The organism is Chromohalobacter canadensis, from assembly GCF_034479555.1.
In the GTDB taxonomy this organism is placed as follows: domain Bacteria; phylum Pseudomonadota; class Gammaproteobacteria; order Pseudomonadales; family Halomonadaceae; genus Chromohalobacter; species Chromohalobacter canadensis.
On the sequence record NZ_CP140151.1, the window covers coordinates 1,259,864 to 1,282,039 of the forward strand.

At 62.3% G+C, this 22,176-nt stretch carries 20 protein-coding genes; 5 read left to right on the forward strand and 15 right to left on the reverse strand.

Annotated features, from left to right (window positions below; all coding sequences use genetic code 11):
- Positions 1 to 124 precede the first annotated feature (124 nt).
- Entirely contained in the window at positions 125 to 544 is a 420-nt protein-coding gene (locus SR908_RS06000) for a VOC family protein (protein ID WP_246919138.1), read from the forward strand.
- Between the two features lie 93 nt (positions 545 to 637).
- On the opposite strand, the gene SR908_RS06005 is transcribed toward SR908_RS06000, so the two are convergent.
- From SR908_RS06005 to ffh, 10 genes are all read right to left on the reverse strand, one after another.
- A complete protein-coding gene (locus tag SR908_RS06005; RefSeq protein WP_246919136.1) occupies positions 638 to 2,437 on the reverse strand; it encodes a single-stranded-DNA-specific exonuclease RecJ in 1,800 nt (599 codons plus the stop codon).
- Positions 2,438 to 2,511: 74 nt separating this feature from the next.
- Complete coding sequence (thrC, locus tag SR908_RS06010) at positions 2,512 to 3,900, reverse strand: threonine synthase (protein WP_246919134.1); 1,389 nt, start codon at positions 3,898 to 3,900, stop codon at positions 2,512 to 2,514.
- Between the two features lie 86 nt (positions 3,901 to 3,986).
- Positions 3,987 to 5,303: a homoserine dehydrogenase gene (locus SR908_RS06015; protein WP_246919132.1), complete on the reverse strand. Its 1,317-nt coding sequence runs from the start codon at positions 5,301 to 5,303 to the stop codon at positions 3,987 to 3,989.
- Positions 5,304 to 5,386: 83 nt separating this feature from the next.
- Positions 5,387 to 6,121 (reverse strand): DsbC family protein, encoded by a 735-nt coding sequence (locus tag SR908_RS06020; protein ID WP_246919130.1) that lies wholly within the window; start codon positions 6,119 to 6,121, stop codon positions 5,387 to 5,389.
- 2 nt (positions 6,122 to 6,123) lie between these two features.
- Positions 6,124 to 7,011, reverse strand: coding sequence for a site-specific tyrosine recombinase XerD (gene xerD, locus SR908_RS06025; RefSeq protein WP_097022218.1), 888 nt, complete (start codon positions 7,009 to 7,011; stop codon positions 6,124 to 6,126).
- 132 nt (positions 7,012 to 7,143) lie between these two features.
- Positions 7,144 to 7,503, reverse strand: a complete 360-nt coding sequence (gene rplS, locus SR908_RS06030) for a 50S ribosomal protein L19 (protein WP_097022219.1) — start codon at positions 7,501 to 7,503, stop codon at positions 7,144 to 7,146.
- Between the two features lie 111 nt (positions 7,504 to 7,614).
- The gene (trmD, locus tag SR908_RS06035) at positions 7,615 to 8,418 is read right to left on the reverse strand and encodes a tRNA (guanosine(37)-N1)-methyltransferase TrmD (protein ID WP_097022220.1); all 804 of its coding nucleotides are present in this window, start codon (positions 8,416 to 8,418) and stop codon (positions 7,615 to 7,617) included.
- Between the two features lie 38 nt (positions 8,419 to 8,456).
- Entirely contained in the window at positions 8,457 to 9,011 is a 555-nt protein-coding gene (gene rimM, locus SR908_RS06040; protein ID WP_097022221.1) for a ribosome maturation factor RimM, read from the reverse strand.
- Between the two features lie 14 nt (positions 9,012 to 9,025).
- Positions 9,026 to 9,277 (reverse strand): 30S ribosomal protein S16, encoded by a 252-nt coding sequence (gene rpsP / locus SR908_RS06045; protein WP_075367760.1) that lies wholly within the window; start codon positions 9,275 to 9,277, stop codon positions 9,026 to 9,028.
- Positions 9,278 to 9,414: 137 nt separating this feature from the next.
- Entirely contained in the window at positions 9,415 to 10,824 is a 1,410-nt protein-coding gene (gene ffh / locus SR908_RS06050; protein WP_246919128.1) for a signal recognition particle protein, read from the reverse strand.
- Between the two features lie 215 nt (positions 10,825 to 11,039).
- On the opposite strand from ffh, the gene SR908_RS06055 reads away from it, so the two are divergent.
- A complete protein-coding gene (locus SR908_RS06055; protein ID WP_246919126.1) occupies positions 11,040 to 11,840 on the forward strand; it encodes a cytochrome C assembly family protein in 801 nt (266 codons plus the stop codon).
- A gap of 77 nt (positions 11,841 to 11,917) precedes the next feature.
- Positions 11,918 to 13,201, forward strand: a complete 1,284-nt coding sequence (locus SR908_RS06060; RefSeq protein ID WP_097022224.1) for an HlyC/CorC family transporter — start codon at positions 11,918 to 11,920, stop codon at positions 13,199 to 13,201.
- Here the strand turns inward: SR908_RS06060 and SR908_RS06065 are convergent.
- Both SR908_RS06065 and SR908_RS06070 read right to left on the reverse strand, forming a co-directional pair.
- On the reverse strand, positions 13,198 to 15,090 hold the full coding sequence (locus SR908_RS06065) for an MFS transporter (protein WP_246919124.1): 1,893 nt from the start codon (positions 15,088 to 15,090) through the stop codon (positions 13,198 to 13,200). The two genes, SR908_RS06060 and SR908_RS06065, sit on opposite strands and share 4 nt — an antisense overlap.
- Positions 15,087 to 15,701: a TetR/AcrR family transcriptional regulator gene (locus SR908_RS06070; protein ID WP_097022226.1), complete on the reverse strand. Its 615-nt coding sequence runs from the start codon at positions 15,699 to 15,701 to the stop codon at positions 15,087 to 15,089. The genes SR908_RS06065 and SR908_RS06070 overlap by 4 nt, the downstream gene beginning before the upstream one ends.
- A gap of 219 nt (positions 15,702 to 15,920) precedes the next feature.
- Here SR908_RS06070 and SR908_RS06075 point away from each other — a divergent pair, with 219 nt between their 5' ends.
- Entirely contained in the window at positions 15,921 to 16,592 is a 672-nt protein-coding gene (locus SR908_RS06075) for an SOS response-associated peptidase (RefSeq protein ID WP_246919122.1), read from the forward strand.
- A 16-nt stretch (positions 16,593 to 16,608) separates the two neighbouring features.
- Positions 16,609 to 19,434, forward strand: a complete 2,826-nt coding sequence (locus tag SR908_RS06080) for an insulinase family protein (protein WP_246919121.1) — start codon at positions 16,609 to 16,611, stop codon at positions 19,432 to 19,434.
- 85 nt (positions 19,435 to 19,519) lie between these two features.
- On the opposite strand, the gene sbcB is transcribed toward SR908_RS06080, so the two are convergent.
- The 3 genes from sbcB to minD form a co-directional block, all read right to left on the reverse strand.
- On the reverse strand, positions 19,520 to 21,007 hold the full coding sequence (gene sbcB, locus SR908_RS06085; protein WP_246919119.1) for an exodeoxyribonuclease I: 1,488 nt from the start codon (positions 21,005 to 21,007) through the stop codon (positions 19,520 to 19,522).
- 71 nt (positions 21,008 to 21,078) lie between these two features.
- Complete coding sequence (gene minE, locus SR908_RS06090) at positions 21,079 to 21,333, reverse strand: cell division topological specificity factor MinE (RefSeq protein WP_011508315.1); 255 nt, start codon at positions 21,331 to 21,333, stop codon at positions 21,079 to 21,081.
- Positions 21,330 to 22,148, reverse strand: coding sequence for a septum site-determining protein MinD (gene minD / locus SR908_RS06095; RefSeq protein ID WP_097024159.1), 819 nt, complete (start codon positions 22,146 to 22,148; stop codon positions 21,330 to 21,332). The genes minE and minD overlap by 4 nt, the downstream gene beginning before the upstream one ends.
- Positions 22,149 to 22,176 lie beyond the last annotated feature (28 nt).

The following is a 22,176-nucleotide window of genomic DNA, read 5'->3' on the forward strand; positions in this document are numbered from 1 at the left end:
CAATCTGATCGGGCTGGCATTGATCGCCGGCATCGTCTGGTGGTTCTGGCTATCGCCACGTTGAGGTCATTGCCGTGTGCTGGCTATGCTGGAAGGCATCGCGTCGCAGCAAACGGGGAGTGATATGCCACGCATTCAAGGCGTTCTCGAAACCGCCCTCTACGTCAACGATATGGCCCGCGCCCGGGCCTTCTTCGAGAACGTGATGATGCTGTCGGCCTTTACCGCCGACCATCGCTTCACCGCTTACGAGGCCGGGCCAGGCAGCGTGTTGCTGCTGTTTCAACAAGGCAGCACCGAAGATACCGTGAACTTGCCACACGGCATGGGCACCATACCGCCCCATGACGGTTCCGGGCGCGTGCATCTAGCGCTGGCCATTGATCGCGATGAGTTGGAAGACTGGGAAACCCAACTCGTCGCCCACGACATTCCCATCGAAGGCCGCACCCACTGGCCGAAAGGCGGTGAAAGCCTTTATTTCCGCGACCCGGACGGCCACCTTCTGGAACTGGCCACGCCCGGCGTCTGGCCGAACTACTGATAAAGCTGGAAGAGCGCCGCTGCGCGGCTGGAAGCGGGAAGACCGGCGCTTCGCGCCTGGAAGAATCCCAGGGAGAAGAACCGTTCTCGGCTTCTAGCTCATTGGCTCGGCGTGCTCGATCATCAACTGCAACGACTCACGCCCCCGCCAGCGGTTGCGCGATAGTTTGTAGGCACAGCGCAGACGATCGCCGAGTCCGAACGGCGGCAGCTCGCCAGGTGTCAGGGCACGAAACCAGATCGCCTTGAGGCTCACCGCGCCACACGAGAGTTCGAGCATCAGGTGATTGCCATCCGCCCCCACCGGGCGTAGCTGCTCGATGCGAAACTCGCCGTCGAACAGCGGGGCATCGAACTCACGACCATAGGGTGCCAGACGCGCCAGTTCATCCACCGCCGCCAATGACAGCTGCTCGGGCAGCAAGGCGCCGTCGGTCAGCACGTAGGGGAAAAGTTCGCGGCCACTGAGTTGTTGCTCGACCGCCGTGAGAAAGGCATCGCGAAATTCCGCCAGACGCTCGCGCGGTACGCCAATGCCCGCCGCTCCCCGGTGTCCCCCGAAACGTGGCAATGCCTCGGGGGCCAGTTCATGCGCGCGCTGCAATGCGTCTCGCAAGTGCAGCCCTTCGATGGAACGTCCCGAACCGGTCAGCATGCCCGGCGCAGCGGCCGGCGTAAGCACCAGCGTGGGGCGCCCGAAAGCCTGTACCAGACGCGAGGCCACGATACCTTGCACGCCTGCATGCCCGTCCTCGAGGAAAACCACGATGGCCGATGCGCTCTCGGCCAGCGCGTCGAACGCCAATGCCCGGGCGCTCTCGACCATGTCCGCCTCGATCGCCTTGCGTGACTGGTTGTCGGTATCCAGCACCTCGAGATGACGCCGTGCCGAGGCATCATCGGCGGCGAGCATGAAGTGCAGCGCCGCATAGGGGTCATCGAGACGCGAGCGCGCGTTGATGCGCGGCCCCATCTGAAAGGCCAAGGTTTCGGCATCGAAGGGCACGCTGTCGTCCCCCAGCCGCTCGGCCATGACCCGCCAGCAGGCGGCGCCCATGCGGTTGATCAATGTCAGCCCATGGCTGACCACGGCACGGTTGGCGGGACTCGCACCCAGCGAGACGCAATCCGCCACGGTGCCCAAAGCGACGTAAGACAGCCACGGCGACAATTTCGGGGTCGAGGGTGCGGCCACGCCCTGCTCGATGAGCACCGAACGCGTCAGTGACATGGTCAACCACGCCACCATGCAACCGGCGATGGTGGGGTCTGGGTAATCGCAATCGCTGCGCGTGGGATTGACGGTGGCATACGCCGACACCGGAGGCCCCGCCGTCGGCAAGGCGTGATGGTCGGTCACCACGACATCGAGACCTGCCTCACGCAGACGCGCAATACGCGGCTCGTCGGAGCTACCGCAGTCGGCGGTGATCACCAGGCTGGGTCGTGGCGACAATGCAAGAGTACGCTCCACCAGCGGCAAACTAATGCCGTAGCCATCGAAGATACGGTGGCCTATTAAGCTGTGCAGCTTATGCATCGGCACGCCGAACAGCTCGTTCAGGGTCCGCAGGATGACGACGTGCGAGGTGATACCGTCGACGTCGTAATCGGTCAAGATGCCGATATGCTCGCCCTCGGTCACCGCCAGGGCGATCCGCTCGGCAGCACGGCGCGCGTCCTGCAGACGTTCGGGGTGCGCCAGATAGCGCAAGCTGGGGTCGATCAGCGATGCGATATCGTCTGTGTAGTCGTGCAGACGCCCAGCCAGTATCCGCGCCTGCAGTTCGCTGAGCCCAGCCGACTGCGCGCGGCGGTAGACGCTCTCATCACGCGGACGTGACAGGATGCGACGGTTCAGCAGGCGTTGCGGGTCATGCTCGGCTACTGACACGAATGACTCCTCGGGAGACGGCAGATGGCAAGCCTCGGGCGCGCAGCGTGAATCACCACGACGCGCCTGGGACGTCAACGGCGCTGTTCGGCGACGAAGGCCTGCACGGCCTCAAGCTCGGCCGGTAGCACGGTGTAACGCTCTTCACGCTCGAGCAAACCGGCCATGTGTGCGGGCAGCGGCACGCCTTCGAAACCCGCCTGAAGCACCGCGTCGGCGAACTTGGCCGGATGCGCGGTCGCCAGGGTGATCATCGGCGTCGAGGCATCCGTGCGAACACGCTCGGCGGCACGATAGCCCGTCGCGGTATGCGGATCGAGCAATTCCTTGGTACGCCCATGCGCGTCGCGAATCACCTCGAGAATGGTGTCGTCATCGACGCTGTGGCTGACGAATTTCTCGCGTAGCCGTGCCAGCGGTGCTTCGGCGAGAACCGCCGGCTCTTGCTGAAAGCGCTCGAGCAGATCGCGCACGGCGTCGCCATCGCGATCATAAGCCTCGAACAGCAAACGTTCGAAGTTCGACGACACCACGATATCCATCGACGGTGCCAGAGTCGCCTTGAGCGCCTGCTTGGAGAAGTCGTTGTCGGCCAGCGTGCGATGCAGGATATCATTGGCATTGGTCGCCACGACGAACTGCTTGACCGGCAAGCCCATGCGATAGGCCACGTAGCCAGCGAAGACATTGCCGAAGTTGGCCGACGGCACGCAGAAGCTCACCTCACGATGCGGCGCGCCCAGGGCCACCGCAGAGGCCACGTAATAGACCACCTGCGCCATGATGCGCGCCCAGTTGATGGAGTTGACCGCCACCAGGCGCGTGCCGTTCAGGAACGTTTGATCGGCGAAGCTTGCCTTGACCATTGCCTGGGCGTCGTCGAAATCGCCCTCGATGGCGATATTGAAGACGTTGTCGGCCAGCACCGAGGTCATCTGACGACGCTGCACCTCGGATACACGGTTATGCGGATGCAGGATGAAGATGTCGAGGTTGTCGCAATGCCGACAGCCTTCGATCGCCGCCGACCCGGTATCGCCGGATGTCGCGCCCATGATCACCGCACGCTCGCCACGCTTGGCCAGGAAGTGATCGAGGATGCGCCCCAGCAACTGCAAGGCGACATCCTTGAACGCCAGCGTCGGACCGTGGAACAGCTCGAGCAGGAAGTGGTTGCTGGCAAGCTGGTTGAGCGGCACGACGGCTTCATGACTGAAGGTCGCGTAGGCGTCCTTCACCAGTTGCCGGAAGGTGTCGTCGTCGATCTCGCCACCAACGAAGGGCTTCATAACGCGAAACGCGATCTCGGCGTAGGAAAGTCCCGCCATCGCCTCGAGATCCTCCGTCGAGAGCGTGGGAATCGTCTCCGGCACGTAAAGACCGCCATCGGAGGCCATCCCGGTGAGCACGACATCCTCGAAGGACAACGCGGGCGAGCGCCCGCGGGTACTGATGTAACGCATACTTCACTCCGTGAGTGGCGAGCTGCGGGCTTCGAGCGGCGAGCTGGTTCTGCTCGAAGCCCGGTGCTCGCGACTCGAAGCTTGGTTTATTCGTTCTCGTCGAGGGCTTCGACACGAATCCGTGTCACCGGACCGGCGATATCGGCCAGTGATTCGAGCTGACGGATCACCTCGTTCATTTGCTGCTCGCGGGTGCGGTGCGTCATCAGGATGATGGGCACCAGCTCGCCTTCGGTGGCTTCCTTCTGGATGATCGCCTCGATGGAAATCCCTTGCTCGGAGAGAATCGTCGCCACCCGCGCCAGCACGCCCGGTCGATCCACCGCCAACAGGCGTAGGTAATAGGCAGTGACGATGTCTTCCATGGGCAGGATCGGCAGCGAGCCGTCGGCTTCGTCGATGCCGCTGAAGGCGAGATACGGCACACGGTAATGGTGCTCGGTCGTGATGTCGCGCGCCACGTCAAGCAGGTCGGCGACCACCGCCGAGGCCGTGGGCTCGGCCCCCGCGCCGGCACCATAGTAAAGCGTCGGCCCCACGGCATCGCCCATCACCGCGATGGCGTTCTTCACGCCATGCACGCTGGCCAGCAAGCGCTCTTTAGGAATCAACGTCGGGTGCACGCGAAGTTCGAGGCCTTTTTCGGTGCGCTTGGAAATCCCCAGGTGCTTGATGATATAGCCCAGTTGATCGGCCTGTTCGACATCGTCGGCCGTGACCCGCGAGATGCCCTCCGTGTAGGCCTTGTCGAACTGCAGCGGCACGCCGAAGGCGATCGAAGCCAGAATGGTCAACTTATGGGCGGCGTCGATACCTTCGACATCGAACGTCGGGTCGGATTCGGCATAGCCCAGCGCCTGTGCCTCGGCAAGCACGTCGTCGAAGGCGCGGCCTTCGTCGCGCATGTGGGTCAGAATGTAGTTGCCAGTGCCGTTGATGATACCGGCAAGCCATTGAATGCGGTTGGCACCCAGGCCTTCACGCAGCGACTTGATCACCGGGATGCCGCCGGCCACGGCCGCCTCGAAGGCCACGATCACACCCCTTTCGTGCGCGGCCTGGAAGATTTCGTTGCCGTGCACGGCGATCAGCGCTTTGTTGGCGGTGACCACGTGCTTGCCGTTCTCGATGGCCGTCATCACCAGTTCACGGGCCACGTCGTAGCCGCCGATCAACTCGACCAGCACATCGACATCGGGATTGCGCGCCACCTCGAAGACATCGCGGGTGACCTTGACCCCGGCGGTTTCGCATTGCGGGTTATCGCGACGCGTACCGACCTGCTCGACGATAATCGGTCGACTGGCGCGACGGGCGATATCGTCCGCATTGCGCGTCAACACATTGAAGGTACCGCCACCCACGGTCCCTAGCCCACAGATACCTACTCTCACCGGTTTCAACGTCCCGCTCCCCTTACTCAGTGTATGTGTCCAGCGGACCTCCTGCGCCTAGCGTCGGAGGTCATCATATTATCGTCGGTCGGTCATTCCTCGATGCCAAGCATCGACGCCAGCCGCTCGGCCGGCACGTATCCCGGCACCATGCGGCCATTGGGCAACACGATGGCGGGCGTTCCCTGAATCCCCAGTTCACGCCCCAGTTCATACTGCTCGGCCACCGGCGCCTCGCACTGCGCTGTGGCATCCGGAGTTTCCCCGCGCATCGCGGCGGTGAGCGCCTCGGTGGCGTTGTCGGCGCACCAGGCCTGGCTCAGCACGCGTGCCGCCTCGGAGTCGACGCCGGCACGTGGAAAGGCCAGATAGTCTACCGCGATTCCCATCCGATTGAGACGGGGGACTTCCTTATGGAACTTTTGGCAATAAGGGCACGAGGTATCGGTAAAGACGGTAATGCGCGCCTTGACCTCGCCGGCGGGCTTGTAGATGACGCGTTTATCCTCGGGGACCTCATCGAGACGCGCCTGGCGGCGTTCGTTGGCGGCACGCTCGGTCAAGTTGACCATCTGCCCGTCACGGTTGCGATACAGGTCACCGACGACCATGTATTCCCCATCGGCGTCTGTATAGAGGGTTTCGCCGCCCTTGAGGCGTACCTCATAGAGCCCTGATAACGGCGACTCCTCGATCGACGCCACCGGCATCGGCTGCCCATTGTGGGTCAGCTTGTCGGCCAGCCCCTCGGGGGGCGCGGCAAGACTCAGCGGAGCGGCTAGAAGGGCCAAGGCGCCCCCCATGACGGACAATACGGCTCTAGACATGATCAACCTCTAGGATGATGTTGGGCGTGCAGCGCTTCCAGACGCGCTTGGGCCACCTGGGTGTAGATTTGCGTGGTCGACAGATCACTGTGTCCCAGCAACAACTGTACGACACGTAAATTGGCCCCATGATTCAACAGGTGCGTCGCGAATGCATGACGCAGCGTGTGTGGCGAGAGGGGCTTATCGATGCCAGCCGCCACGGCATGTCGCTTGATACGATGCCAGAACGTCTGGCGGGTCATGAATCCATCATGGCGTCCGGGAAACAGGGGCGGTCGGGTCGGATCGTTCATCAACCCCCCACGCCCTTGACGCAGGTAGCGCTCGAGCCATGCGGCCGCTTCTTCGCCCAGTGGGACCAAGCGTTCCTTATCGCCCTTGCCGAGCACGCGCAACACACCCTGACGCAAGTTGACCGCATCCACCGTCAAACCGACCAGTTCAGAAACACGCAAGCCACATCCATACAACACTTCGAGCATGGTGCGGTCACGCAGTCCCAGCGGCGTATCCGCGTCCGGAGCTTCGAGCAAACGCTCGACCTCAGTTTCATCCAGCGTGTTGGGCAATTTGGCGATGGCCTTGGGAGCACGTGCCTCGGCCAGCGGGTCATGGGCGATATGCCCTTCGGCCAGCGCCCAGCGATAGAAGCGCCGCAGACAAGACAACAAGCGTGCCACCGAGCGGGGATGATAGTGCTCGCGGCGCGCCGTCAGAAACGTCTCCAGCGCGCTTTCCCCGGGGGCCATTAGACGCTCGCTACGCGACGCGAGGTGCGCGAGCCAGGCATCCAGATCACGCCGGTAAGCATCCAGCGTGTGCCGACTCAGCCCGCGTTCCAGCCAGAGCCCATCGATAAAAGCATCACGCCACTCGAGATCATTCACCGATTTTGCTCTCCCCGCGTCGCCTTCGCTCACCCCATATGCAAAAACCCCGCGAGCCAAGGGCCCGCAGGGTTCTCGTCGAGCGCTCACAAAGGGGAGCGCTCATGACGTCTCGAGGACGCCGCAAGCCACTTAACGAGTCAGCTTTTCCTTGATGCGAGCAGACTTGCCACTGCGCTCGCGGAGGTAGTACAGCTTGGCCTGGCGCACGTCACCGCGGCGCTTGACCTCGATGGAATCGACCAGCGGGCTGTACGTCTGGAAAGTACGCTCGACGCCGACACCGTGGGAAATCTTGCGCACGGTGAAGGCGGAGTTGAGCCCACGGTTGCGCTTGCCGATCACCACGCCTTCGAAAGCCTGCAGACGCTCGCGGCTACCTTCCACAACCTTGACCTGCACGGTCACGGTGTCGCCCGGCGCGAATTCCGGAATCTGCTTGCTCATCTGCTCGGTTTCGAGCGCCTGGATCACCTTGTTCTTGCTACTCATGACTAAACTCCTTGATGTTTGGATGACCGTCTCTTCTTCATATGTCGAGAGTCGGTCGTGATCCCGGCGTCACGAAACGCGGGAATCGACGTTGTGGGTGACGCGCGGCGCTCATTCATCGAGCGTCCGTCGCTCCTCCGTCCTACCGACGTGCTGACCCATGGCATGTTCTGCGCTGAACTCGTCAAGCAATTGTTGCTGCTCGCGATTCAGAGTGCGACCTTCGAGAAGGTCGGGTCGCCTGAGCCAGGTTCGCCCGAGGGACTGCTTCAGCCGCCAGCGGCGAATCGCCGCGTGGTTGCCGCTAAGCAGAATGTCCGGCACGCCACGCCCATCGATCGTCTCGGGGCGCGTGTAGTGCGGGCAATCCAGAAGTCCCTCGCTAAAGGAATCCTCAAGTGCCGAATCGCCATGGCCAAGCACCCCCGGCACCAACCGGGAGACGGCATCGACCATCACCATGGCCGGCAATTCACCGCCGCTAAGCACATAATCGCCGATCGACCATTCTTCATCGATATCGGCCTCGACCACTCGCTCGTCGATACCTTCGTAACGACCGGCGACGACGATCAGTGCCTCCAGGTCGGCCAGCTCCCGCACGCCACGTTGATCAAGCCGCCGCCCTTGGGGCGATAGATAAACCACGCGTGTGCGTTCTGGCGCACAACCACGGCGTTCGGCGTCACGGCGAGCCTCGGCGATGGCAGGTCGTAACGTGTCGACCTTCATCAGCATGCCGGGGCCACCGCCATAGGGCCGATCATCCACCGTGCGGTGCTTATCCGTGGCGTAATCCCGGGGATTCCAGAAATCCACCGCTAGCAATCCCTGGTCGACAGCGCGCCCCGTTACACCATAACGGGTGATCGCCTCGAACATCTCCGGGAACAGGGAGACAACACCAATCCACACGGCTTCATCACTCGGCCAGCGACACCGACGATACGGCGTCAGAATTCAGGATCCCAGTCCACTGTCATACGCCCGGCATCGAGATCCACCTCGCGGATCACGCCGTCGGGCAGAAACGGTATTAACCGCTCCCGGTCATCGAGACTCGCCTCGCTGGGCTGGATCACCAACACATCGTTGGCCCCCGTCTCGAAGAGATAATTCACTTGCCCCAGACACTCACCGGTCAGTGTCTCGACCCGCAGGCCTTCGAGCTGATACCAGTAATAATCGCCCGGCGCGAGCGCCGGCAACGCCTGCTTGGGCAGGAGAATATCCGCGCCGGCCCAACGTTCGGCCAGTTCGCGGTTCGAGATACCTTCAAGGCTGGCGACCAGCCCCTTTCCCTGAGGGCGTCCCTGACTCAGCTTGCACTCAAGGTGCTCGCCGCGCAGTGACAACACCCAGTCGGCATGCTCGAAGATGCCCTCGATGGGGCTGGTGTACGAATACACCCTCAACCACCCTTTCACGCCGTAGGGACTGGTCAGGCGGCCAAGCACCACGTGCTCGTCGTCTTGCGCCGCATCGGCGCGACCGGTCTCGTGCGACATAGAGGGCGATGCACTCACGCTTGCTGCTTGCGTGCTTCTTTCAGCAACTCGGCGACGCGATCAGAGAGCTGGGCACCCAGACCCTGCCAATGCTCGGCACGCTCGAGATCGACGCGCAGGCGCTCTTCCTGACCACGTGCTACCGGGTTGAAGAAGCCGATACGCTCGATGAAACGGCCGTCGCGAGACTTACGCGAGTCGCTGACGGTGAGGTGATAAAAGGGACGCTTCTTGGCGCCACCACGGGCCAAACGGATGGTAACCATGCGCTATAATCCTACGGTTGAAGTTTTACGTTACGCCACGGACTGTCGCGGCGGGCAAGACCCACCTGCGAAGACGCAGCATTCTACGGAAAAAGGCACGTATTGGAAACCTTTTTCCTTGACAACAAAAGGCGTTATCAACGGCGCGGAAAGCTGCCGCCGGGGCCACCACCCATGCCAGGGCCGCCGCCCATACCGGGGCCGCCACCCATGCCGCCGCCCATGTCTCGCATCATTTTCTGCATGCCGCCTTTCTTGCCGGCCTTTTTCATCATCTTCTGCATCTGCTTGTGCTGCTTGAGCAAACGGTTGAGATCGGGCACCTGTAACCCGGCACCTGCCGCGATACGACGCTTGCGCGAGCCACTGATGATTTCCGGCTTGCGGCGCTCTTTCGGAGTCATCGAGTTGATCAACGACTCGAGCTTGCCTAGTTCCTTCTCGGCACCCGGCCCCTGCGCAGCCTCGGCCATCTGGCCCATGCCGGGCAGCTTGCCCATCAAACCGCCCATGCCGCCCATCTTCTTGAGCTGTTGGAGCTGCTCGCGGAAGTCCTCGAGATCGAAACCGTTGCCTTTCTTGACCTTCTTGGCCAGCTTCTCCGCCTTGCCCTGATCGACGTTTCGCTCGGCTTCCTCGATGAGCGACAGCATGTCGCCCATGCCGAGAATCCGCGAGGCGACGCGATCCGGATGAAACGGCTCAAGGGCATCGACTTTCTCGCCCATGCCCATGAACTTGATCGGCTTGCCGGTGACGTGGCGCACCGAGAGCGCCGCGCCGCCACGGGCATCACCGTCCGCCTTGGTGAGAATCACCCCAGTTAGCGGCAACGCTTCATGGAAGACCTGAGCGGTATTGGCGGCGTCCTGACCGGTCATGGCATCGACCACGAACAACGTCTCGTCCGGCGTAGTCGCCCCATGCAAGGCCTGGATTTCTTCCATCATCGCCTGATCGACGGATAGTCGCCCGGCGGTATCCACGATCACCACGTCATGGAACTGGATCTTGGCATGCTTGATCGCCGCCTGGGCGATGTCCACCGGCTGCTGGGCGCTGCTCGAGGGAAAGAAGTCGACCTCTACCTCTTTAGCCAGCGTCTCGAGCTGGTCGATGGCGGCCGGACGATAGACGTCGGCGGAGACCACCAGCACTTTTTTCTTTTCCCGCTCGCGCAGGAAGCGCGCCAACTTGGCAACCGAGGTCGTTTTACCCGCGCCCTGCAGGCCGGCCATCAAGACCACCGAGGGCGTGCTCTTGAGCGACAGCGCCTCGTTGGCCTCGCCCATGATCGCTTCCAGCTCCTGCTGGACGATCTTGACGAATTGCTGGCCCGGGGACAGGCTTCGTGAGACTTCTTGGCCCACGGCGCGCTCGCGCACCCGATCGACGAACGCCTTGACCACCGGCAGGGCCACATCGGCCTCCAGCAGCGCACGACGTACCTCGCGCAGCGTGTCCTTGATGTTGTCCTCGGTCAGCTTGGCCTGACCGGTGATAGACTTCAGCGTGCCCGACAGGCGATCGGTCAAACTTTCAAACATGGCGCTCTCCGGCAGGAATTGCCTAGGCATGAAAAGGCGATTATACGCGTTCGTGGCGACGGTCTCCATGCACCTGTCGCGATGCGCAAGCCGCAGGGGGATTCGCTACGGCGCGGGGATTCGCTATAGTAACGCTCCCGAGCCCATGTGACATGCTCACGTGATATTGACGCTTCATTTTCTTCGACGCCGACCGGCGCAGGGATTGGCCACTGATGCAGGCGCTGCCTTTTGCGATTCTCGCCATTGTCTGTTATCTCGCCGCGGGCGCCTGGCAGGCGCTCGCACTTGCCAGACGTGTCCCGCCCAGGACGATCTTGGTGCGTTCACTGGGCCTGCTCGCCGTCAGCGCCCACACCGTGGTCGTGGCACACAGCGTGTTTCTCGGCCATGGCCTGCATCTGGGGCTTTTCGAAAGCGCCTCACTCTTTAGCTGGTTGATCGCGGCCCTGTTGATCGCGGTCAGCCTGTTCAAGCCATTGTTGAATGCCGGTGTCGGCCTCTTCCCACTGGCCGCTTTGACGCTGGTAGCACTGATGCTGTATCCGAGCCGCATGGTCGAGTCCAACGTCTCGCCCGGCATCGTCTTTCACATCGTGACCTCCAGCGTGGCTTCGGCACTGCTCAGCATTGCGGCTGTACAGGCCGTGCTGGTGGCGTTTCAGAACCACGCTCTCAAGCACCGCCATACACGCGGGATCATCCAGGTGCTGCCCGCGCTGACGAGTATGGAGCGCTTGCTGTTCGAGCTCATCGGCGCCGGCTTGCTATTACTGACGGCGGCCATCGTCAGCGGTTTCATCTTCATCGACAACCTTTTCGCCCAGCACCTCGTCCACAAGACGGTATTCTCTCTCGCCGCCTGGCTGGTCTTCACGGGGCTGCTCATCGGCCGACATTGGCTAGGCTGGCGCGGCGCTCGCGCGATGCGCTGGACCCTGGGCGGCTGCCTGCTACTGGTGCTCGGCTACTTCGGCACCAAGGTCGCGCTGCAATTGATCTTTAACGATATCTAGGCAAAACGCAGCAACTTGACACTTCCCAGGGGAAACCCTACAAACGATGTTGGCTTTTCAGCGAGGACCTCTCTACCTTGAGCGATGACCTACCCTTAGGGCTGTTGTTAACGCTACTGCTCGTGCTCATTTGCCTATCCGCCTTCTTCTCCAGCTCGGAAACCGGGATGATGTCGATCAACCGCTATCGCCTGTCGCACCAGGCCAATAGCGGAGAGCGCACCGCCAAGCGGGTCTTGCGACTACTGAGCCGACCCGACCGGCTGATCGGCGTCATCCTCATCGGCAACAACTTCGTCAACAACCTCGCTGCTTCCATCGCTACGATCATCGCCATCCATTTCTTCGGCGATGTCTCCGGACCGGCCATCTCTACCGCTGTGCTGACCATCGTGATTCTGATCTTCGCCGAGGTCACGCCCAAGACGTTCGCCGCAGTGAAGCCCGAACGCATCGCCTATCCCGCGTCTTTGGCATTAGAACCTCTGCTCAAGCTCTTCTATCCGCTGGTGTGGCTCGTCAATGCAATTTCCAATGGCCTGCTACGGCTCTTGGGCGTCAAGGATATCGACGGCAGTGCCGACAACCTGACGCGTGATGAGTTGCGCACGGTCGTTCACGAAGCCGGCACCATGATTCCCCGGCGTCACCAGTCCATGCTGCTGTCGATCCTCGATCTGGAAAACGTGACCGTCAACGACATCATGGTGCCGCGTCAGGAAATCGCCGGCATCGATCTCGACGACGACCTCGAAGCCATTCTCGCCCAGATCCGCTCCAGTCAGCACACGCGAGTGCCGGTCTACAAGGGAGACATCAACAACATCATCGGCATCCTGCACCTGCGTAATGCCGCGCGCTTCCTCTCGAAGCCCGAGGTGACCAAGGCCGCCATCGTCCAGGAAGCCCGCGAGCCCTATTTCATCCCCGAGTCGACACCACTTCACACCCAGTTGCTCAATTTCCAGCAACAGAAGCGCCGTATCGGCATCGTGGTCGACGAGTATGGCGACGTAGAAGGGCTGGCGACACTGGAAGACATCCTCGAGGAGATCGTCGGCGAGTTCACTACCGACGAAGCAGCCACGCACCGCGAAATTCATCCTCAGGAAGACGGCAGCTACATCATCGAGGGCACTACCAACATCCGCGACATCAACAAAGTACTCGCCTGGCAGTTGCCTACCGACGGCCCCAAGACGCTCAACGGCTTGATCCTCGAGCACCTGGAGGCCTTTCCCGACGCGCCCGCCTGCCTGCAGCTGGGGGCGATCCGTATGGAAATCCTGCAGATCAAGGACAACCTGATCACCTCGGCGCGCTGCTGGCAATCGGCACGCCGCGCCCGGGTGTTGGGTTAACTCGAAGAGACTCCGATCTCGGCCTCGGCCTTGCGCTTGAGTTCGCTCACGTGCCGTTCCATGTCGGCGCGCCTGGCCTTGCCCACCGGAATAGGTTCACCGAAGTGGAGCGCTACCCGAGCCCGGAAACGCCGTGGCCACTTGGTCAACGCCTTGCCGCCGCGATTCGATGTCCAGGACCCCCACAGTCCGGCCAACCCGGCAGGCACCACCGGCACCGGATCTCGCGCCAGAATGATATCCACGCCACGCCGAAAACGCTGCATCTCACCATCGGACGTCAAGCGTCCCTCGGGGAACAACATGACCACCTCTCCCTGACGCAGGGCATGACTCACTTCATCCAGGGCTCGCCGCACGCCGCCGGGGTCGCAACGCTCGGAATCTACCGGGATCGCGCCGGCAATGCGAAAGAACCAGTTGAGCCACCGGGACTCATAGATAGGGCGGTCCATCAAGAAACGCAACGGGCGCGGGCACCCACCCCCCAGGATCAATGCATCCATGAAGCTAACGTGGTTGCACACCACCAGCGCCGCGCCACGTGCGGGCACGGCTTGACGCCCGCGAAAACGCAGCCGATACAGCACGCGAATCAGCACGAAGATCGACAGACGCAGTGCCGGACGCGGCACCATGCACAGGATGATCGCCGCCAGCGTCAGGGACACCGCCGACAAGGCCAGCATGAAGGTATTGAGCGAGGCATCGAGCACACTCAGCACGACAACACCGAAGCCCGCCGCCAGCACCATGAACAGTGCATTGAGAATATTGTTGGCGGCGATCATGCGGGCACGATTGTCATCATCGCTTTCGAGCTGAATCAGCGTGTACAGCGGCACGATGTACAAGCCGCCGCCCAAACCGATCACCGCAAAATCGAGGAGCTGGCGCCAGAACCCCGGCGACAGACTCAATGCCGCCAGCCCGGTATCGCTTCCCGCCAGTGGCTGACTCAGCCCCAGATCGAGACCCGCCAGGCCGAAGAGCACGGCGCCGGCCGGTATCAAGCCGACCTCCAGGCGCCCCGCCGACAAACGCGCGCACAGCAGCGCGCCCGCACCGACCCCCAGCGCGAACGCCCCCAGCAAGGCACTGACCACGGCTTCGTCGCCATGCACGACGTCGCGTGTCCAGGCCGGCAGTTGGGTCAGGTAGCAGGCGCCTAGAAACCAGAACAGACTGATGCCCAGCAAGGCGCGAAATACCTGCGGCTGACGCCAGGCGTCGCGCAGCACTTCACGCCCGCCACGCCAGGGTCGCCATGGCGTGGTGCCCACCTGGCTGGGTGGTGCACTCGGCACCCACAGGCTGGCGACGAGCCCCAGGAGCGCCAACGTCACCAAGGTGGCGGCGATACTGCCCCGCGCCCAGTCACCATCGAGCGACGCCAGCACCCCTGCCAGCAGCGTTCCCAGTAGAATCGACAGGAAAGTGCCCAGGCTGACCCAGGCGTTGCCCTTGACGAGCTCGGTCGGCGATAGGTGTTGCGGTAGAATGGCGTACTTCACCGGTCCGAAAAGCGCCGACTGGGTGCCCATCATGAACAACAATGCCAGCAGCACGGCATAGGCCTCGTACCAGACGGCGGCCGCCGCCATGCTCATGGTCACGAGTTCCAGCGCCTTGAGGCGTCTGACCAGACGGCGCTTGTCGATACGATCGGCCAGCAAGCCGCCCCATGCCGAAAACAACAGAAAAGGCAGGATGAAAAGCCCCGCCGCGAGATTGTTGAGCAATCCCGTGTCCCAGCCATAGCGCGGCACAGCGACGAAGGTCAGTAACAATAACAGGACATTCTTGAACACGTTGTCGTTGAACGCGCCCAGGGCTTGTGTCCAGAAGAAGGGAGCGAATCGACGCTGAGTAAGCAATCGTGGAATCACGGCTCTCTCGGACCGTACTTGAGTCCCATCAGCGTGGTGGTCAGCAATTGATCGAGCAACTCGGTGACTTCCAGCGATTGCCCCTGCCAGACGCCCAGGCGTTCGTTGAGCCCCAACTGGACCAGACCATGCACGCTGCCCCACAGGGTGCGAGCCATGCGCCTTGCTTCGAGCTCGCCCATCAGCGGCTGGTACTCGGCAAGCGCCGCCTCGACGCGCACGAACAGGCCCTCGATCATGTCGTTCTGACGTTGGTCCAACTCGCCCTCTTGGGCCAGCGGGTAATCGAACAGCATCTGCCAGCGATAGGGCTCGTGCTGCGCGAACATCCAATAAGCCGTCGCCAATGCCTTGAGACGCGGCTCGGGGTCGGCACCCTCGAGCCCCTCCACGGCTACCCGCAGGCGCCCCAGCGTCTCGACGTTGACGTATTGCAGCAGGTTGCCAAAACTGCCGTAGAGTTTCAGCAACGTGCTGGGCGCACATCCCACCTCGCGCGCCAACGAGCGCAGCGACAGCGTATGCACAGGATTATCGCGTAGCCAGGCGTCACACGCCGCCATGACCTGGCCATGCAGCACCTCGGGTGCATGCTGTCTGGGACGAGCCATCGGATTCCTCGTGATGAGCATGCGCGGCACTTAACTCTTGCGACTTTCGCTCTTAGCGAGCGCAAGAGTCTGAACCACGGGTGGTCGAACAGCGTTTCCCCCAGCATATCGGGAACGCACGCAAACGCAAGTGGCAAGCCCTGCGATAAATCAAAAGCAGCGCTGGTAAGCGCCCGCCGGCGTGGCTTACCCTGTCGCGTCAACCCGCGAGGAGAGAGCATGGCCGGCCGTCTTTACATCAAGCCCTGGACAACGCCGCCGCTCGACGCGCTTCGCCAGGACAGCCAGCCGATCGTCGGCCCCAACCTGGCACCGCGTCGTCCTATTTCGATCATTCGCCAGGACGTTGGCGAACCGCATTGGGCCACGGCATTCTGGGGCTTGACCCCGCCCTGGCTCAAGGTGCTGGACCATGCCCCGCATTGCGCTCGCGCCGAATCGCTCGAGCAGCGCCCGATGTTTCGCGAGGCCTTCCACGCCAGGCGCTGTCTGATTCCGGTCGCCGGGGTCTACGTATGGAAGCCGCAGCCACGCATGAAGCAGCCGTTTCTGGTCACCCGCGTCGACCGGGCGCCGCTGCTGCTGGCCGGAGTCTGGTGCCGCTATCACACCACACTGACCGAGTTCAACGACTCCACGGCCTTGATCACGGTGCCCAGCAATGCGTTGCTGACACCGCTCAGCGACCGCTTTCCAGCCGTCATCGAGGCGGACGATGCCCACGAGTGGCTGGCGCCAACCACCCCGGACGAGCGTGCCCATGAGATGCTGGCCACCGCCCCCTTGGAACTGTTGGGCGCTTTTCCTGTATCAAGACGTGTCAACGATCCAAAGCATCAAGACTGGGCCTGCGGACATCCCACCGGCCCGATGACCTACTGGCATCACTGAACAAGGAGTCTTTACCGTGTTTTCGTCCCCTTCCCTTGCATGCCGCTGGCTGCTCGGTGCGCTCATCCTTCTCGTCGTCGGTTACCAGACGGCGCGCGCCAGCGACCCGGTGGCCGAGGTCGTCGAGCCAGCCGTCAGCCCCAACGATACCCGCGACTACCGCGCCCTGACGCTCGACAATGGCCTCGAGGTCCTGCTGGTCAGCGACCCGCAGGCTGACAAGGCTGCCGCCGCCATGAACGTGGATGTCGGTAGCGCCGACGATCCCGACGCCACTCCCGGCTTGGCACACTTCCTTGAGCACATGCTGTTCCTGGGCACCGACCGCTACCCGGAAGCCGACGCCTACCAGAATTTCATTTCCTCCCACGGTGGCGATCACAACGCCTTCACCGCTGCGCGCGACACCAACTACTTCTTCGACATCGAGCCACAGGCACTCCCCGAAGCTCTGGATCGCTTCAGCCGCTTCTTCATTGCGCCCCGCTTCAATGCCGAGTACGTCGACCGCGAGCGCAACGCCGTCAACTCGGAGTACCAGGCGCGCCTGCGCGACGATAGCCGGCGTCTTCAAGAGGCCATCAATCAAGCCCTCAATCCCGAACACCCCATGACCCGCTTCTCGGTGGGTAGCCTGGAGACACTCAAGGACAGCGATACGTCATCGCTTCGCGAACGGCTGATCGCCTTCTACAAGGCGCACTACGGTGCCAACGTCATGCACCTGACGGTCATCGGCCCCCAGTCGCTCGACGACCTTGAAGCCATGCTGCGCGACCGCTTCGCTCAGGTGCCCGACCGTCATTTATCGCGTACCGAGATCGACACCCCCCTGGCCACCGACGACGAGCTGCCCGCACGCCTGGAGGTCAAGAGCCTATCGCAAGACAAGCAGGTGCGCTTCCTGTTCCCGGTTCCCGATCCGCAGGGCGACTATCGCACCAAGCCGGCCGACTATCTCGCCAACCTGTTGGGCCATGAAGGCGAAGGAAGCCTGCTTGCGGCATTGCGGCACGAGGGATGGGCCGATGGCCTCTCGGCAGGCACCATGAAAGGCGATGGCCAGCACGCGTTCTTCGTCGTCTCGGTCAGCCTCACGCCGGAAGGCGCTCAACATATCGATCGCATTCAGGCCAGCCTGTTCGATCAGATAACGCGGATTCGCGAAGACGGGCTGCAAGCCTGGCGCTACGACGAGCAAGCTCGCCTCAACGAACAAGAGTTTCGTTTTCAGCAACCGGGCGAGCCCATCGATCAGGTCAGCCAATTGGCCATGAATCTGGCCGATTATCCGCTCGAGGATGTGCAATACGCGCCGTACCGCATGGACGGTTTCGATGCCGCACGTATTCGAGATTATCTCGCCGACATGACGCCGTCGCACTTGTTGCGCGTCTACAGCGGCCCGAACGTCGACGGCGACGACACATCGCCCTACTTCGAGGCGCCCTACACGCTGACGCGACTCTCGACGTGGCCGGACGCCGCGCCACTCGACAACCTCGATCTGCCGCCGCATAACCCCTTTATCGCCCGCGACCTGGAGGTTCACGACGCCAGTGGCGATAAACCGCATGCTATCGTCGAGGCCCCGAGCGTCGAACTCTGGCACCTCGCCAACGATCGTTTCGGCACCCCGCGCGTGGAGTGGCGCTTCAGCCTTCAGAATCCCGACGCCTCCGACAGCGCCAGCAATGCCGCCTTGACGCGCCTGCTCGCCGGCTGGGTCACTGACAGCCTCAATGAGCGCTTCTATCCAGCCCGGCTGGCCGGACAATCCTTCGATGCTTACGCTCACGCACGCGGCATCACACTCACCTTCTCGGGTTGGCGCGATCGTCAGGCAAGGTTGATGAGCGACGTCGTCGAACGACTCAAGGAAGGTAACATCAGCGAGGAAAGCTTCTCGCGCGTCAAGTATCGGCTCTCGCAGCAATGGCAAAATGCGCCCCAGGCGCCACTGCATCAGCAGATGTATCGCACGCTCAGTGAGTCGTTGTTGCGCCCACAGTGGACGACATCCTCGATGCTCGAGGCGCTGGATACGCTGAGCGTCGATGACCTGCGCGACTATCGCGACGCCTTCCTCGGGGACCTCTATCTGCAAGCCATGGCGGTGGGCAATCTGGATTCTGACCTGGCACGCCGTGAGGGCTTGCAAGTAGCCAATGCCCTAACCCCTCGGCTCGAGGCCTCGGACATCCCCGCTCTGTCACCGCTGGCGATCCCCGAGACGCCGCCGACCCTGCATCCGCAAAGTACACGCAACGACGCTGCCGTATTGCGCTATCTGCAAGGCCCGGACCGCGACCTCGACAGCCAAGCCCGCCTGGCGGTACTCGGCAAAATGCTCGAATCGCCGTTCTACAACCAGTTACGCACCGAGGAACAACTTGGCTATATCGTCACGGCTGGCTATTCGCCCGTGCTCGATGCGCCGGGCCTGGCAATGCTAGTGCAATCCCCGGATACGCCCACCAAGCGCATCGCCGCACGCATGGACGCCTTCCTGAATGACTTCGACGCCCGTCTGCAAGCACTCGACGATAGCGAGCTGGCACCTTATCGCGACGCGGTCAGCAGTCGTTTGAGGGAGCGCGACAACAGCCTGGGCGAGCTGACCAACCGCCTCTGGCAGACACTGGCTTACGCCGAGCCGGACTTCTCGCGGCGCGAGAAACTGGCGGACCGTGTTGAAGACATGGATGCCTCGGCAATCCGTCAGGCATGGAACGCGCTACGGCACACCAAGCCGCTCACGGTGAGCTACGACGCGCACACCCAGCCCAGCGATGTCATGGAGTTGACGCGCGACTTCCGGCCACTCCCCGCCAGCGACTGAACGCGGTCGCCAGCGGTACCCACCATGTAAAACGCCCGGGCTCATGACCCGGGCGTTTCATCTTTGATCAGCACATGTCGCGTAGTCAGTCGAACGCCTGCGGCGGCATCATCGCTTCGACGTGCATGACCAGTTCCTCGAGCACCTGGCGCTGCTCAGGATCCAGCGAGGCCTGGTTGAGCCGTTCTATCTCGCGCGCGAACCCTGTCAGCGTCAGGCTCGCTACCTCGGCGTCGTTCATGCGCGCCCAACGATAGGCTTCCCACTGCGTCTGCTCGTCGCTACTCAGCGTATCGGGATAATTACGCGCCCGCAGACGGAACAGCATTTCTTCCAGGCGCGGATCCTGAAAGGCGAAACGCGCATCAGCCAGATCCCAGGGCGCCATTTCGCGGGCACGCTGCATTTCGCGACGATCTGCCGGCGCGAAGAAGCCTCCCGAGTACAGCATCAGGTCCGGGTCGCTGGGCGGCGCTCCGGGACCATCGGCGAACACCTCGGCGGCCTTGGCCGCCACGTCCGGCGAGGCCTGAAGCTGCTTCCAATGCCCCCGACAGGCGTCCATGTCCAGCCCCAGCCGGGCCACGATATCGCCATATTCACCCTGATGGGGGCCACTGGTGTCCTTGAGCGAGGTGGTCGGCATGATCACCGGGCTCTTGTTGATTTGAATCACCTTGAGCGGAATACGTGCCTCGCCCTCGGACAACTCATCGGCACTGGCGAATACCCGCTCGCGAATCTGCACGGCGCTCAATGACAGCAGCGGCGTCGGGTCCACCGACAAGTCATAGACGATCACCCCATTGGGGTTGCTCGGGTGCTCGGCCAGCGGCACCACCAGAGCGCTACACCCTCGACTGGCAGGGTAACGCCGCGAGACGTGGAGCATCGGCTTGCGGGCCTGGATGTCCAGCATCTTGGCAACCGTGCGCTTGTCGCGCAGCTTGAGCAGGTACTCGAACAGTTGAGGATTGCGCGACTTGAGCAGGCGCGCTAAATCGATGGTCGCGCGGACGTCAGCCAGGGCGTCGTGGGCGCCGGCGTGCTCGATGCCGTTAGCAGCGGTCAAATCCTCGAGGCGAAAGCTCGGCGCACCGTCCTCGCGCGTCGGCCATTCGATACCTTCCGGGCGCAAGGCATGATAGGTACGCACCACATCGATCAAGTCCCAGCGCGAGTTGCCGTTCTGCCACTCGCGGGAATACGGGTCGATGAAGTTACGGTAGAAGAGATGGCGGCTGACTTCATCGTCGAAGCGCAGCGTGTTGTAGCCCAGCGAACAGGTGCCGGGCACGCTCATTTCGGCATGAATGCGCGCGGCGAACTCGATCTCGGCGAGACCTCGACGGCGCGCAGCTTGTGGCGTGATGCCCGTGATCAGACAGGCCTGAGGATGCGGCAGGAAGTCATCCGCCGGCTTGCAATAGAACGTCAGCGGCTCGCCGATCGGGTTGAAATCCATATCGGTGCGGATCGCGGCGAACTGCGCGGGGCGGTCGCGCCGAGGATCGGCACCGAAAGTTTCATAATCATGCCAAAGAAAGGTCGGCTCGCTCTTGCCCTGCGCCATGGCCGCAGTCTCCCCACTGCCAAAAGCGCTCAGCCTAGCATACCCGGCCGATCGACTCAGCCGGAATGCACCTACTCATCACGCGGCAGCGTGACGTTAAGCTCGAGCACCGAACAGTCATTGTCGCGATCAAGACTGATATTGATCGCATCCTGGTCCACTTGCACGTAACGCCTGATCACCTCGAGCAACTCTTTTTCCAGCATCGGCATGTAGTCAGGCTGGTCACGCTGACCGCGCTGGTGCGCCACGATGATCTGTAGACGCTCCTTGGCGACCGAAGCCGACTTCTTGCGTTCGCGCTTGAGAAATTCGAGTAGTTTCACCGGCGACCTCCTCCGAACATACGGGAGAGCAGCCCTTTCTTCTGGTACTCATGAAAACGTAGCGGCACCTCCTCGCCGAGCAGGCGCGAAACGGTATCGGCATAAGCCTGGCCAGCGTCGCTATCCATGTCGTGTACAACCGGTACGCCCTGGTTCGAGGCACGCAGCACCGCTTCCGACTCGGGAATCAATCCCACCAGGTTGATGGCCAGGATCTCGCGCACGTCTTCGAGCGTCAGCATATCGCCCGAGGTCACCCGGTTGGGATCGTAACGCGTGATCAACAGGTGTTCTTGAACCGGTGGCTCGCTGCGCTCGGCGCGACGTGTCTTGGACGCCAATAGCCCGAGGATGCGGTCGGAATCGCGGACCGACGATACTTCGGGATTGGTCACCACAATCGCTTCGTCGGCGAAATACATCGCCAACTGCGCGCCGTGTTCGATGCCCGCTGGCGAATCACAGACGATGAAGTCGTAATCCTGGGAAAGCGTCTCGAGCACCTTCTCCACGCCTTCAGGGGTCAACGCCTCCTTATCGCGTGTCTGCGAGGCTGGCAAGATATGCAGGTTTTCGGTCCGCTTGTCACGGATCAGCGCCTGATTGAGGCCAGCTTCTCCCTGAATGACGTTGATCAGGTCGTACACCACGCGACGCTCACACCCCATGATCAAGTCGAGGTTACGCAAGCCCACGTCGAAATCGATCACCACGGTCTTGTTGCCACGCAACGCCAAGCCCGTGGCGATAGCCGCGGCGCTGGTCGTCTTGCCAACTCCGCCCTTGCCGGAGGTCACTACAATGATCTTGGCCAAGATGAGCTTCCTGTTGCTATTGAGTCGT